12 protein-coding genes and 1 pseudogene are annotated in these 13,412 nt (G+C 39.5%); 12 read left to right on the top strand and 1 reads right to left on the bottom strand.

Annotated features, from left to right (window positions below):
- Positions 1 to 4: 4 nt before the first annotated feature.
- The 12 genes and pseudogenes from ACFSMW_RS19265 (at position 5) to ACFSMW_RS19320 (ending at position 12,252) form a co-directional block, all read left to right on the top strand.
- Positions 5 to 145 carry a hypothetical protein gene (locus ACFSMW_RS19265; protein WP_390357939.1) on the top strand — a complete coding sequence of 47 codons (141 nt, stop codon included), beginning with the start codon at positions 5 to 7 and terminating at the stop codon, positions 143 to 145.
- A 315-nt stretch (positions 146 to 460) separates the two neighbouring features.
- A complete protein-coding gene (gene gatC, locus ACFSMW_RS19270; RefSeq protein WP_390357940.1) occupies positions 461 to 757 on the top strand; it encodes an Asp-tRNA(Asn)/Glu-tRNA(Gln) amidotransferase subunit GatC in 297 nt (98 codons plus the stop codon).
- A gap of 97 nt (positions 758 to 854) precedes the next feature.
- On the top strand, positions 855 to 2,321 hold the full coding sequence (gene gatA, locus ACFSMW_RS19275; protein ID WP_390357941.1) for an Asp-tRNA(Asn)/Glu-tRNA(Gln) amidotransferase subunit GatA: 1,467 nt from the start codon (positions 855 to 857) through the stop codon (positions 2,319 to 2,321).
- Entirely contained in the window at positions 2,321 to 3,751 is a 1,431-nt protein-coding gene (gene gatB / locus ACFSMW_RS19280) for an Asp-tRNA(Asn)/Glu-tRNA(Gln) amidotransferase subunit GatB (protein WP_390357942.1), read from the top strand. Before gatA ends, gatB begins: the two co-directional genes overlap by 1 nt.
- Positions 3,752 to 3,958: 207 nt before the next feature.
- On the top strand, positions 3,959 to 4,876 hold the full coding sequence (locus ACFSMW_RS19285; RefSeq protein ID WP_390357943.1) for a diacylglycerol kinase: 918 nt from the start codon (positions 3,959 to 3,961) through the stop codon (positions 4,874 to 4,876).
- Positions 4,877 to 5,020: 144 nt separating this feature from the next.
- Positions 5,021 to 6,406: a 23S rRNA (uracil(1939)-C(5))-methyltransferase RlmD gene (rlmD, locus tag ACFSMW_RS19290; RefSeq protein WP_390357944.1), complete on the top strand. Its 1,386-nt coding sequence runs from the start codon at positions 5,021 to 5,023 to the stop codon at positions 6,404 to 6,406.
- 1,734 nt (positions 6,407 to 8,140) lie between these two features.
- Positions 8,141 to 8,377 carry an AbrB/MazE/SpoVT family DNA-binding domain-containing protein gene (locus tag ACFSMW_RS19295; RefSeq protein ID WP_390357945.1) on the top strand — a complete coding sequence of 79 codons (237 nt, stop codon included), beginning with the start codon at positions 8,141 to 8,143 and terminating at the stop codon, positions 8,375 to 8,377.
- Positions 8,374 to 9,417: an alpha/beta fold hydrolase gene (locus tag ACFSMW_RS19300; RefSeq protein WP_390357946.1), complete on the top strand. Its 1,044-nt coding sequence runs from the start codon at positions 8,374 to 8,376 to the stop codon at positions 9,415 to 9,417. The genes ACFSMW_RS19295 and ACFSMW_RS19300 overlap by 4 nt, the downstream gene beginning before the upstream one ends.
- A gap of 194 nt (positions 9,418 to 9,611) precedes the next feature.
- Positions 9,612 to 9,751: pseudogene (locus ACFSMW_RS19305) on the top strand (transposase); the annotation flags it as partial.
- A gap of 221 nt (positions 9,752 to 9,972) precedes the next feature.
- Positions 9,973 to 10,722, top strand: coding sequence for a class I SAM-dependent methyltransferase (locus tag ACFSMW_RS19310; protein WP_390357947.1), 750 nt, complete (start codon positions 9,973 to 9,975; stop codon positions 10,720 to 10,722).
- A gap of 310 nt (positions 10,723 to 11,032) precedes the next feature.
- A complete protein-coding gene (locus ACFSMW_RS19315; protein ID WP_390357948.1) occupies positions 11,033 to 11,569 on the top strand; it encodes an AAA family ATPase in 537 nt (178 codons plus the stop codon).
- 194 nt (positions 11,570 to 11,763) lie between these two features.
- Positions 11,764 to 12,252 (top strand): DinB family protein, encoded by a 489-nt coding sequence (locus ACFSMW_RS19320; RefSeq protein ID WP_390357949.1) that lies wholly within the window; start codon positions 11,764 to 11,766, stop codon positions 12,250 to 12,252.
- Positions 12,253 to 12,461: 209 nt separating this feature from the next.
- Here ACFSMW_RS19320 and ACFSMW_RS19325 read toward each other — a convergent pair.
- The coding region (locus ACFSMW_RS19325) for an IS110 family RNA-guided transposase (protein WP_390357950.1) at positions 12,462 to 13,412 on the bottom strand (951 nt) is incomplete at its 5' end.

Below are 13,412 nucleotides of genomic sequence, written 5' to 3' on the forward strand. Positions count from 1 at the left end.
GCACATGAAAAAATGGCTTGCAACAGTAGCCTTGGGAACTTTACTTGTTGCTGGATTCTTGTTTGCACAAGATTCAGTCCCGACTGACTATGCAGACGGCGAACCAAGTATTTTATCAGTTGGACACCCAAGCTTTGAACTCTAATTGTCACTCATTCGAAAGTCTGTCTTTAATCTTTTTACCCTATTACAATATGATAATTGGCCTGAGACGGCGTGGAACCCGTTTCGGGCATTTTTTTGTTTAAAATACAATCTGTGCTGTTTTTTAATACTCATTTAAGCCTGTAAATCTGCGCAATAGTTGCCTATGTACAGGTGGTTCTGCTATTATCAATAGTATTGCAACACTATTTCGTTACGACGTTTACGTTAATTGTTCCCAATGAGGGAATTAACGCTTTATCACTTTATCAAAGTGAGGGAATGAACCCTCATTCAAATAAATGGAGGTGCGAATATGGCTGAAAAAATTACGAAAGATCAGGTGAAACATGTTGCTGAACTGGCAAGGCTTTCGATTAAGGAAGAGGAAGCGGAGATGTTTACGAATCATCTTAGTGCCATCATCGGTTATGCTGAACAATTGAATGAATTGGATACAGATGGTGTGGAACCGACTACACATGTACTGGATTTGAAAAACGTCATGCGCAAGGACGAGCCGAAAAAATGGATCTCACAAGCAGAAGCGTTGAAGAACGCACCGGACCAGCAGGATGGTTTGTTCCGCGTGCCATCTATTTTGGCAGACTAGAATGTATCAAGTACTTTCTGTTTGTATAGCGCAACTATGGCATACGCCGAAAAGACATCGCGAATGCCAAGTTTTTGAAGTATAAGGAGGGAAATACATGTCGCTATTTGATCATACCATCAAAACCTTGGAAGAAAAATTACATAAAAAAGAAATCAGTGCCCAGGATCTTGTTTCTGCTTCTTATGACCGTATTCACGAGGTAGAAGATGATGTGAAAGCATTTGTCACATTGAACGAAGAAAATGCCAGGGAAGAAGCGAAAAAGCTGGATGAAGCTGGCGCGGGCAATGAAAAGTTGTTCGGCATTCCTGCCGGGATCAAGGATAACATCATGACGAAAGGGCTTCGTACAACGTGTGCGAGTCAGTTCCTGCGTAATTTTGATGAACCGCTTTATGATGCAACTGCATTGCACAAGCTGCAGGCTGAAAAAGCGATCAACATTGGCAAACTCAATATGGACGAATTCGCCATGGGCTCGTCCACTGAAACATCCAGTTATGGAAAAACGAAAAACCCTTGGAATACAGATTATGTTCCAGGCGGGTCCAGCGGTGGTTCTGCTGCGGCAGTTGCTGCTGGTGAAGTGTTATTTTCATTAGGATCAGATACAGGTGGCTCGATTCGCCAGCCAGCATCGTTTTGTGGAGTAGTCGGTTTGAAACCGACATATGGACGTGTATCACGCTTCGGCTTGGTTGCTTTTGCTTCTTCTTTGGACCAAATCGGTCCGATCACAAGAACAGTTGAAGATAATGCACGCATTTTAGAAATCATTTCCGGACATGACGCAATGGACGCAACGAGTGCCAATGTGCCGGTTGAAAAATATACAGAGAGTTTGACGGGCGATGTCAAGGGCCTGAAAATTGCCGTGCCAAAAGAGTATATTGGCGAAGGGGTTAACCCACAGGTCAAAGAGGCTGTGATGAATGCACTCAAACAATACGAAGCCATGGGTGCCACATGGGAAGAGGTTTCATTGCCGCATTCCAAGTATGCGGTGGCAACGTATTACTTGTTGTCTTCCTCGGAAGCTTCCGCCAACCTTGCACGTTTTGACGGCGTACGCTATGGCGTACGATCCGAAAAAGCGAAGACAATGGAAGAAATGTTCAAGTTCTCCCGTTCTGAAGGCTTTGGTGAGGAAGTGAAACGTCGTATCATGCTTGGAACATTTGCATTGAGTTCTGGCTACTATGACGCGTATTACAAAAAGGCACAAAAAGTACGCACATTGATCAAAAATGATTTTGACAAGATTTTCGAAAAATATGATGTCGTCATGGGTCCGACGAACCCGACAACCGCCTTTAAAATTGGCGAGAAAATCGATGATCCACTGACAATGTACACAAACGATATTTTGACTATCCCTGTTAACTTAGCAGGAGTGCCAGGTATCTCTGTACCATGCGGATTTTCAAAAGAAGGTCTGCCAATCGGCCTGCAAATCATTGGTAAACCTTTTGCTGAAGGCACTGTTTATCGTGCAGCCCATGCATTTGAAAAACAAACAGAGCATCACAATCAAAAACCTCAGCTTGGAGGTGCGAAATAATGAATTTCGAAACCATTATCGGTTTGGAAGTACACGTTGAACTGAAAACCAAATCAAAAATATTCAGCCCGAGTGACAACCAATTTGGGTCTGACCCGAACACGAACGTCAACCCAATCGACCTTGGCTACCCAGGCACACTGCCTGTGCTGAACGAAGAGGCAGTCAATTTTGCCATGAAGGCAGCGATGGCACTAAATTGTGAAATTGCGACAGATACAAAATTCGACCGCAAAAACTACTTCTATCCGGACAACCCGAAGGCATATCAAATTTCTCAATTTGACCAGCCGATTGGAGAACACGGCTGGATCGAAATTGAGGTCGGCGGTAAGAAAAAAAGGATCGGCATTACGAGATTGCATTTGGAAGAAGATGCCGGCAAGCTGACACATGGTGACAGCGGCCATTCCTTGGTCGACTTCAACCGGCAAGGAACACCATTGATCGAAATCGTATCTGAACCGGATATGCGTTCTCCGGAGGAAGCATATGCTTACTTGGAGAAATTGAAAAATATCATTCAGTACACTGGTGTTTCTGATGTGAAAATGCAAGAGGGTTCACTCAGATGTGATGCAAACATTTCTTTAAGGCCAATCGGTCAGGAAGAATTCGGCGTCAAAGCTGAGTTGAAAAACCTGAACTCATTCAGCTTCGTACAAAAAGGTCTGGAATTTGAAGAACAACGCCAGAAGAAAGTGCTGCTTTCAGGCGGTGAGATCTTGCAGGAAACACGCCGTTTTGATGAGAAGACAAAAGAAACGATCTTGATGCGTGTCAAAGAAGGTTCAGATGATTATCGTTACTTCCCAGAACCGGATCTGGTTCCACTTTACATCGATGAGGAGTGGAAAGAACGTATTCGCGCTTCCATTCCGGAATTGCCAGATGCCAGAAGAGAGCGGTATGTAAGTAAGCTTGGCTTATCAGAGTACGATGCCAATGTGTTGACAAGCTCCAAGGAAATGTCCGATTTCTTTGAAGAGGCGGTACAGCATGGTGCGGATATCAAGCAGGCAAGCAATTGGCTGATGGGTGAAATTTCAGCTTATATGAATAAGCATCTGAAGGAATTGCATGATCTGGCGATTACACCTGAAGCACTGGCTAAAATGATCAAGCTGATTGAAGATGGAACCATTTCCTCCAAGATTGCTAAGAAAGTATTTGCGGAATTGGTGGATAAGGGCGGAGATCCCGAACAGATCGTCAAAGATAAAGGTCTGGTACAGATTTCTGATGAAGGCCAGTTAACGGAAATCATCACAGGCATCCTGGATCAGAATGAACAATCCATCATCGACTTTAAAAATGGAAAAGACCGTGCACTCGGCTTTTTAGTCGGACAAGTGATGAAGGCAACAAAAGGGCAGGCCAACCCGCCAATGGTCAATAAAATCCTCCAGCAGGAAATGAACAAACGATAATGAATAATACGGCTGCATCCATCCAGGATAGCAGCCTTTTTTTCAGGAAACAATCCGTCACTGTGCTAAAGTGTTAAAGTGTTATTACTGGTTGTACTTTTCAAATGCCGAAAAAAGGGATATGATAGTGATTATGGACGTAAAAAATGAAGATGAAAAGTTGCGTTGCTACATATTGCTAACTGTTAAATTTGGGGAGGGGTTGTTTTGAAAAGAGCCCGGATTATCTATAACCCAACTTCTGGCCGAGAGGCTTTTAGAAAAGAATTGCCGGTTGTACTGGAAAAATTCGAAATAGCTGGGTATGAAACTTCTACACACGCCACAACAGGTGAAGGTGATGCGTCCGATGCGGCCAGAAAAGCGATTGATCGTGGGTATGATCTGATCGTAGCTGCTGGCGGAGACGGAACAATCAATGAGGTCATCAATGGGATGGCGGAGCAAGATGGCAGACCTAAGCTTGGCATTATCCCGGTTGGAACCACTAATGATTTTGCCCGTGCTTTGTCCATTCCAAAAGGGATCCAAAATGCGGTTGATATTATTCTGGAAGACAAAAGCATGCCGTTGGATATTGGAAAAGTGAATGATCACTATTTCATGAACATTGCTGGCGGGGGCAAATTGACAGAACTGACGTATGAAGTGCCAAGCAAGCTAAAAACCATGATTGGACAACTTGCCTATTACATCAAGGGGATTGAAATGCTGCCTTTCATCAAGCCTACGCACACAAGAGTTGAACTCGATGGAGAATTGATTGATGAAGACATCATGATGTTTTTAGTATCCAATACCAATTCTGTCGGCGGTTTTGAAAAGCTAGCCCCAGATGCAAAAATGAATGATGGGTATTTTGACGTGCTGATATTAAGAAAGTCCAATTTGGCAGAGTTCATACGACTTGCAACATTGGCTTTGCGAGGCACACATTTGGATGACCCATTAATCATCTATCAGAAAGCAAGACATATCAAGGTTACCCCCGAAGATAAAATGCAGCTGAATATAGACGGTGAATACGGCGGGTTGCTGCCCGGCGAGTTTACCAACTTAAAAGAACATATCGAATTTGTCGTGCCCGAAAAATTCATCGCAAAACAAGAGGATTTGCAAGACTGATTCTCTTGTTTTTCCATGTAAAAGAATGTGATTTTCAGCAGAAACAAGACTGTTGTGTATGCATGTATGATGATGGCGAAACGCAGGTTTTCAACACCAATATATGATAAAATGAGAAAAACGAACGTTAAAAGGAAGAATGACATGGTCAAACAGAGCGCACCAGTGAAAAAGAATGATATTGTTTCATTGCATATAGAGGACTTGACGCATGAAGGGAACGGTGTCGGTAAAATTGAGGGTTATCCTATTTTTATTCCTTATGTTTTACCTGGAGAAAAGGCTTCCGTCAAAGTCGTGAAGGTAAATAAAAATTTCGGATTTGGCAAATTGCTGGAAGTCCAGAAAACAAGCCCGGATCGCGTAGAGCCGCCTTGTGATGTGTTTTATAAATGTGGCGGATGCCAAATCCAGCATATGAGCTATCGCATGCAACTGGAAATGAAGCATAATCAGGTGAGAAATGTCATGCGCAAAATCGCACACATGCCCGATGTGCCAGTCCATGACACAATAGGAATGGAAGACCCTTGGAGATACCGCAATAAAGTAGCTATCCCTGTAGGAGGAAAGCCTGGCAACCTCATCACAGGATTTTATCAAATGCGCAGCCACCATATTATTGAAGATATGGAAACATGCGTCGTGCAAGATGAGGTTAATGACCGAATGGTGGAAGCCGTACGCCGGATCGCAAGCAAGCATGGTATTTCCCAATATGATGAAAAGACAGATCGTGGCGTTTTGCGGCATATCATGGTTCGGACCGGCAGGCAGTCGAATGAGACCATGATTGTACTGATTACACGGACGAGCAAGCTTCCTCATCAGAAAGTGCTTGTCCACGAACTGGTGGAAACCTATCCGCAAATAAAATCCATCATGCATAATATAAACAACCGGCGGACAAATGTCATCATGGGCAGAGATACGAATTTACTGTGGGGAGAGCCATATATTTATGATACGATTGGCGATGTGCAATTCGCTATTTCAGCCAAGTCGTTTTATCAAGTAAACCCGCCACAGACAAAGAAACTATACGAAAAAGCATTAGAATACGCCAATCTGGATGAAAATGATACAGTCATTGACGCATATTGCGGTATTGGTACCATTTCCTTGTTTTTGGCACAAAAAGCCAAGAAGGTATATGGGGTTGAAGTGGTGCCTGAAGCGATTGAGGATGCTAAGAATAATGCCGAATTGAATGCAATAACAAATGTGGAATTCACTGTAGGACAAGCTGAAAAAGTCATGCCAGCTTGGAAAAAACAAGGACTCAATCCCGATGTGATTATCGTCGACCCGCCGCGAAAGGGATGTGAAGTCGATTTCCTGCAGGCTATGATTGATATGGAACCAAAACGGATTGTATACGTTTCATGTAATCCATCCACGTTGGCACGTGATCTAAAAATCTTGGCAGATGGCGGATACGCGACTGCTGAAGTACAGCCGGTGGATATGTTCCCACAAAGCATGCATATTGAGAGCGTTGCACGGTTGGAAAGGGATTTGTCTAATTAAAAAATAAATCACCGATTTAAAATAAAGATTTCCGATTCTGCTGCCAATTTTTTAAAATAAAGATTTCCGATTTTCAGCCCGAATCCAATAATTTTCCCGGTTCTCCACAACAGGACTCCAGGGTAGCAGAAGCAAGAGAGGTGGACAAAAGAGATCCTTCCTCTCTTTTTTCTTTTCTCTGCTATCCCTTGTCAATACTGAGTTTATCCAATACCTCATTCAGATTTCATTCAATAATAAAAACCCAATTTCATACCAATAATGAACCGGTTTTCCATTCTTCTTTCTTAGATTCTTATCTCCAATATTCTTCCTTCCATTCTCGGAGATCTTTATTTTAAAACCGAAAAAAAGGTGAAAAAATGGTGATGAAAACAGGCAAAAAACGGCCATTTTTGTATCGAAAATCGTCCGAAATGGGGGTTCTGTCGGAAAACTTTATTTTAAAGCCGACGGTGGAATGCGGGTTTGAGGAGGGTGTTTTCGGAGAAGTTTAATTTAAATGGACAGGATTTGTCTAACTAATTTAAACATCACTGAAACATAATAAACATTACCGATTCAGACCCTGATTTCGTGAGAATAAACATTTCCGATTTCCGGGTCTTTTTCATGCCCATCCCTTGTCTTGTCTCGGTTTGTTCGTGTTTCCCTCATGAAATATTCTCGGAGAACTTTATTATAAAACCGAAAAAAAGGTGAAAAAAACAGGTGGAAAAGAGGCGGAAAAACGTCCAAAGTTTACCCCAAAATTGGGGAAAAGCGGGGTTCCGTAGCAAAACTTTATTTTAAAGCCGACGGTGGAATGCGGGTTTGAGGGCGGAGAGTTAGGAGATTTACTTTTTAAGGGCACAGGATTTGTCTAACTAATTTAAACATCACTGAAACATAATAAACATTACCGATTCAGACCCTGATTTCGTGAGAATAAACATTTCCGATTTCCAGTCAGAATCCAATAATTTTCCCGGTCTTATTCAATAGAATTCCGGGATTTTTCTTGGGCGTTTTTCAGGTACAAAATCAATATCTTTTCAATACGCTATTCATGGTCAAACCGTTGCCATTGCTGGGTTTTTCAATAATACCAATATTACTTCAATCATAATTCAATGTCCTGCTTCTTTCCTCTGTTATTTCGGAGATTTATTTTTTAAATGCACAAGTAGATGAATAAAAGACGTTAGAGACTTATAAATAAGGGTTTCCTGATTTTCTTGAAATTAAATCAAAAACAGGAAACCTCTTTGAATTTTTTAAAAAGCTTATCTGATGTACTAAAAAAATGGGTTGTGTTGATAGACTAGATTACACTTGAGTTGACAAAATGGATAAATTTTAATCTCCCCATTGAGCATCTTCATCAAAGATTCTATCAAGCTCTTCATTCGATGAATGCCACGGACCTTATTTCAGATAATTAATTTCCCCATATCAAGTCGATAAAAATGTTCACGTCCGTCCGCACCTCTTTTTAGCCGGATAAGCTGAATTCTCCCAAATGTATCCTAATGATTTTTAGCAAATTTTGCTAAACCAACGGCTTTAGGATAATTATCTTTACGGCTGGGATCGTGTGGTTCTAAGACGTCAAAGATATATCCTTCAGAATCGGCTCTGACTATTATTAAATCTGGGGGGATTTATATAGACCCATTTGAATTTTAAATTATAAATGGTATGATTAGTTAGTAAAGTGTGTAATATCATACCGATGATAGAGGAGGGAATAAAATGGCAGCACCTGGAGGGAAACATGTTTTCGGTACAGTGAAAGTAGGGACAAAAGGGCAAATTGTCATACCAAAAGAGGCAAGGGATATATTCAATATAAAGCCTGGGGACTCTCTATTAATGTTAGGTGATGAGGAGCAGGGCATCGCATTGGTTAAGCAAGAAGCATTCTTTGAATTTGCGGAAGCGATTTTAAATCCAAAAGCTATAAAAGAATCGGATGAGGAATCGAAATGATTTATGTCGTAGTTATATTACTGCTATTCATAGCAGTGGTTGGATCTTACTTCTATACGAATATTACATATATGAAGAAGCCATTAAACAAGATGTACAATGCAGGATTCACTGAAAAGCAGGTAAAACTGAAGGATGGAACCGTATTAAATTATGGTGAAGGCCCAAGTAATGATAAAACGCCACTTCTTTTAATCCATGGTCAAGGAATGACATGGGAAGATTATACAAAAGTGCTGCCTGAATTAGCACAGCATTATCATGTTTATGCAGTAGATTGTCATGGACACGGGGAATCGGATTGGAACCCTACGAAATATACAGCAAAAGCAATGGCAAAAGACTTTGCTGAATTTATCGAAGTGAAGATAGGAGAAAAAACAGTTCTGTCTGGTCATTCATCAGGCGGAATGATTGCCGTATGGATGGCAGCATATTATCCAGAGTTGGTGCTAGGCACAGTGATTGAAGATTCACCTTTCTTTGCAACAGAACTGGATCGACGAGAAAACACATATGTGTGGGTATATGGGTTTCAAATGTATGAAGACTTTAAAAATCAGTATGAAGTGAAAGATTATTTCGCTTACTCTTTGGAGAATAGTTACTGGAAGAAGTTATTTGGAAAGTTTCTTTGGAAAAAGTTCTCGAAAGATGCTATTATCTATCGTAAAAAGCATCCTAACAAACCAGTGCATTTAGTTTATTTACCACCACAAATTAATAGAATGTTTGAATCCGAAACATATCCATTTGACCGCAAATTTGGAGAAACATTTTATGATAATTCATGGTTTGAAGATTATAATCAATCAGAAGTGTTATCAAAAATCAAAAGTCCTACCATATTTATTAAAGCTAAAACAACTTATGATGGTGACTTATTAGTAGCAGCTTTATCAGATGAAGATGCAGATTGTGTTGTTGAATTATTACAAAATGGTAAAAAAGTTAATGTCGATACGTTAGGGCATGACATTCATTACGATAAACCAAAAGAATTTACGGAGATTCTGGTTAATTTTTTGAAAGATTTATAAAAGGTTAGAAGTGGATTACGTCTAAATTCAGTTAGTTTTTAGAAAATGATTTCGCAAAGTTTATGGATGTTTTAGTTCAGGAAAGAATAGAGGGGTATAAACCTGCAAAAAAGGAGAGTGAATAGTTACACTTGATTAGACAGATTTCTTAAGGTCATATAAATTTGATTCAACAAAAGACGGAGGAATCAACCATGACCAAAAGAGAAAGAAGATCATTTTCCAAAGAATTTAAAGAACAAATTGTCCAGTTGCATGTTTCAGGTAAACTGCGGGCTGAATAATCAAAGAGTACGAACTAACGCCTTCTGCCTTTGTTAAATGGGTTCTACAGTGCCGGACAAAAAAATACAGAGCTAGTACAACAGGCATTTACTTTCTTGTTAATCCGATTGTTTCCCATGGAGCCAAACAAACAGGAATGAGAAAAGTTAAGACAGATGCAGTGAAGATTTAATACCTTGTCAAAAAAACAGCGAGCAAATTTTAAATCTGCGTCACTTGACAAGACAACATGATACACTCACTAGAAAATTTAAAATAGAGGGGAGAAACTTGTCCAAGGTTAATTATGAGGATTTTTATGATAAGGTCGGTAGAATAAATGGTTGGGATTTCAGTGATGTAAAAGTCACTTCCACGGGCGTAAGTTGGAATTTTTTTAATGAAGTACAGGGGCTCTGTAAATCGAGTGATATTATACTTGATATTGGAACGGGCGGTGGGGAGAGTTTATTGGGTATATCCTCATCAGCATTGCTTCTGGTTGGTATTGATCTTTCAAATGGTATGATAGAAACTGCCAATGCTAATTTACAAAAATCTGATATATGTAATGTTAGATTTATTCAAATGGACGCTGATAGGTTACAGTTTCCTGATGATTTCTTTAATGTGGTATCTTGTCGGCACTCCCCATTTCATGCCAATGAGATTGCCAGAGTCTTGAAAAGCGGGGGAACATTTATAACTCAGCAGGTTTGTGAAAATGACAAAAGGAATTTAAAAACTTTTTTCAACCGCGGTCAGTCATTTGGCGAGAAAGAAGGAACTTTAAAAAAACGTTATGTTGAAGAATTAAAAACAGCAGGTTTTTCGGAAATGAAAGTCTTTGATTATGATGCGACAGAGTATTACCAGAGACCTGAGGATCTAATTTTTTTATTAAAGCATACACCTATCATTCCTAATTTTGGGGAAGCTGACACTGACTGTAAGATGTTGAAGAACTTTATACATAAAAATGAAACAGCCAAAGGGATTATGACAAACTCAAAACGTTTTATGATAGAGGCTAAGATGTAAAAAATGTCATTTAAACTATAGAGCAAATGGATACGGTTGCAGCATTGCAGCATAGGGGTGTTACGGAATCGGGCCAGATTGAAAATAAGTTTATAATAAATTTTTCAAAGGAACACCGGTTTTCTTAACAATCCTTGTTTTAAAAATACCATGAATAAGGTAAATTGGATTTCACTAAATAGTTAAGGAATATTAAGGTGGGTGTTTATATTCATCTAAACGATAAATAGTTGGCGGGTTTATAGATTTCAATCAATTTTGTAATATATCATATTTATAATATATAATTCATTTCAAAGGATGTGATTTTTTGAATTTAAAAAGAACAGTCTTTTTGATAAGTGGTCCCCCTGGGGCTGGAAAGAGTACATTGGCTGATAAGATATGTAAAAGTATGGACGGATTATGTGTACATATCGAAGGGGACTTGTTATACAATTTGGTAAAAAAAGGATGGGTACATCCTTGTGATGATTACGATAATTTTTTTCTGAATGTCTTATGGGACAATATGGTTGCTCTGGTTGAAAACTTTACAAACAATAATATGAATGTAGTTACTGATTATGTTTTTTCTGAAAAGCAGATATTTTCTGTTATAGATAGAATAAAACATTTAGATATTAACATTAAGATAATAGTCATTAAAAGTGATATAAATATCCTAATTAATAGGGATAGGCTACGAAGTGGAGTTGCGTATGTAGGAGAAGAAAGAATTAGACAAATTGTTAAAGATTTTAATTCAAATTATTTTCCAGATGAGTTTATGCTTGATAATAATAATGCTGATTTAGAGGGACTTGTAAATATTGTTTTGAACGAAGACAGGTTTACCGTTAATTAATAAAACCTTCTTAACCAACTAACGGCTGCGATTGCTTAACAATGGTATTCGATTATCGGGCCAGACCGTGGAGTAAGGGAGGTAATCAGATGGTTCATCTCGAAATTGTAAGTTATGCCAAAACAACACGCCACAAATGAATATGGACCAAAGGGATTATCTATTAAAAGGGATAAGATTGGAGGGAATAGAAAATGGATGTAAGGACACTTTTGTTACAACAATGGGCAAGCTGCTTAGATAAAGAAGACTGGTTTCCACCACTTGAAAAAGTACTAGAGAATATTACCTTGGAACAGGCGATTTGGAAACCAGTTGAGGGGGCACATTCCATTTGGGAATTAGTTTGTCATTTACTTTTCTTTGAAAAGAGAATTCTGTTACGCTTTCTTGGTGAAACAGCAAATGAACCAAAGGCAGAAAATAATGACGCTACATATCGATTACCAACTGGGGCCTTTCAAAATTGGAAGGAAACAAAACAAGAATACTTTTCTGTTCATCGTGAACTTGAAAAAATACTAGCAAAATCAGATCTAGAAGATTTGTATAGACCGATTCCTGATGACAATCCATTAGTGCTTGAACTGAAGAGTTTAGCAATGCACGACGCATATCATATTGGGCAAATTGTATTCCTAAGTAAAATGCAAGGAGCTTGGCCAGGGAAACGCAGCTTCTAAAAAAGCTTTTTTAGCTTCACGGTTATTCCTTTATAGAGCGCAATTCCTTAATAAGGATTAGTGTCTATTCAGTAATACCAGCTAATAGCTGTCAATACTTTGGTCTAAAAAATCTCAAAAAACATGTTACACTGAAATTGGGCATGCCAAATAACCATATTGTTTATAACAATATGGTTCTGAATCTTGAAACAATTAATGGTTCTTTATTACTGATCTACAAATACTTTTTTGCTTCTTAATATGGCATGAATCCAATGAACAAGCTTATTAGCGCACGCAATGACGGCAACCTTGTGTAGTTTTCCTTCATCCCGCTTGCGTTGATAAAAGGCAAAGAGCTTTTTGTTTCGATTTTTAGCCAGACCGCATTGAACAGCCGAATAAAGCACTTGACGCAGTCTTGATGAGCCTCTTTTTGTGATGTTGTTAATGGATGCCTTAAATTTTCCTGATTCAAAGACACTTGGATCCAATCCGGCAAAGGCTACCAACTTCTTAGGATGATGAAACAGGTTGATATCCCCAATTTCGGAAATGATTGTTGCAGCAATCTTATTTCCGATTCCGGGAATGGATTGGAGAAATTCATAGTCCTCAAAGATTTTCGCTAGGGCGTCTATCTCTTTTTTTAGTTTGGATAGATGCTCCTGGAATTGAAAAAGCATCTGAATGTACATGTTCAGGCTAACAAGCTGCCGATGACAAACTGGAGACTGAAAAGGATTGCGTTTTGCTGCGTCTTTTAGTTGGGATGCTTTATCCAAAAACCATGCTTTAGAGCGTCTGGCTCCGAACTGCCGCATTTCATCAGCTAGCTCTTGTGGCGTAGCCTCTTGAATATCCAATGCGGTTGGATAATGCGCTAAAGTGTTCAACGAAAGCGTGCCATAAAGGTCACTAAAAACGCTTTGGAATTCAGGGAAGACCTGGTCTAAAGCTGCCTGAAATTGAAGCTTAACACCAACATAGCTTTCTGTTAATGCGCTGTGCTGCCTTGTTAAGAGACGCAAATTCAGGGCTTTCTCCGTCTTCTTTTGATAGTTTTCAAGATCTTCCTTGTAGTATAGCTCGCCTAAATGAAACGCATCTGCTTTATCGGTTTTTACCTTGCGCAGGCTCGTTTTCCTGGCCTCATAAGAAACCACAGGATTGATCAA

This window comes from Tigheibacillus halophilus, from assembly GCF_042683165.1.
In the GTDB taxonomy this organism is placed as follows: Bacteria; Bacillota; Bacilli; order Bacillales; family Amphibacillaceae; genus Tigheibacillus; species Tigheibacillus halophilus.

Coding starts and splice junctions, on each gene's coding strand:
- ACFSMW_RS19265 (WP_390357939.1), top strand. CDS start 5: ATGAAAAAATGGCTTGCAACAGTAGCCTTGGGAACTTTACTTGTTGCT.
- gatC (WP_390357940.1), top strand. CDS start 461: ATGGCTGAAAAAATTACGAAAGATCAGGTGAAACATGTTGCTGAACTG.
- gatA (WP_390357941.1), top strand. CDS start 855: ATGTCGCTATTTGATCATACCATCAAAACCTTGGAAGAAAAATTACAT.
- gatB (WP_390357942.1), top strand. CDS start 2,321: ATGAATTTCGAAACCATTATCGGTTTGGAAGTACACGTTGAACTGAAA.
- rlmD (WP_390357944.1), top strand. CDS start 5,021: ATGGTCAAACAGAGCGCACCAGTGAAAAAGAATGATATTGTTTCATTG.
- ACFSMW_RS19295 (WP_390357945.1), top strand. CDS start 8,141: ATGGCAGCACCTGGAGGGAAACATGTTTTCGGTACAGTGAAAGTAGGG.
- ACFSMW_RS19300 (WP_390357946.1), top strand. CDS start 8,374: ATGATTTATGTCGTAGTTATATTACTGCTATTCATAGCAGTGGTTGGA.
- ACFSMW_RS19320 (WP_390357949.1), top strand. CDS start 11,764: ATGGATGTAAGGACACTTTTGTTACAACAATGGGCAAGCTGCTTAGAT.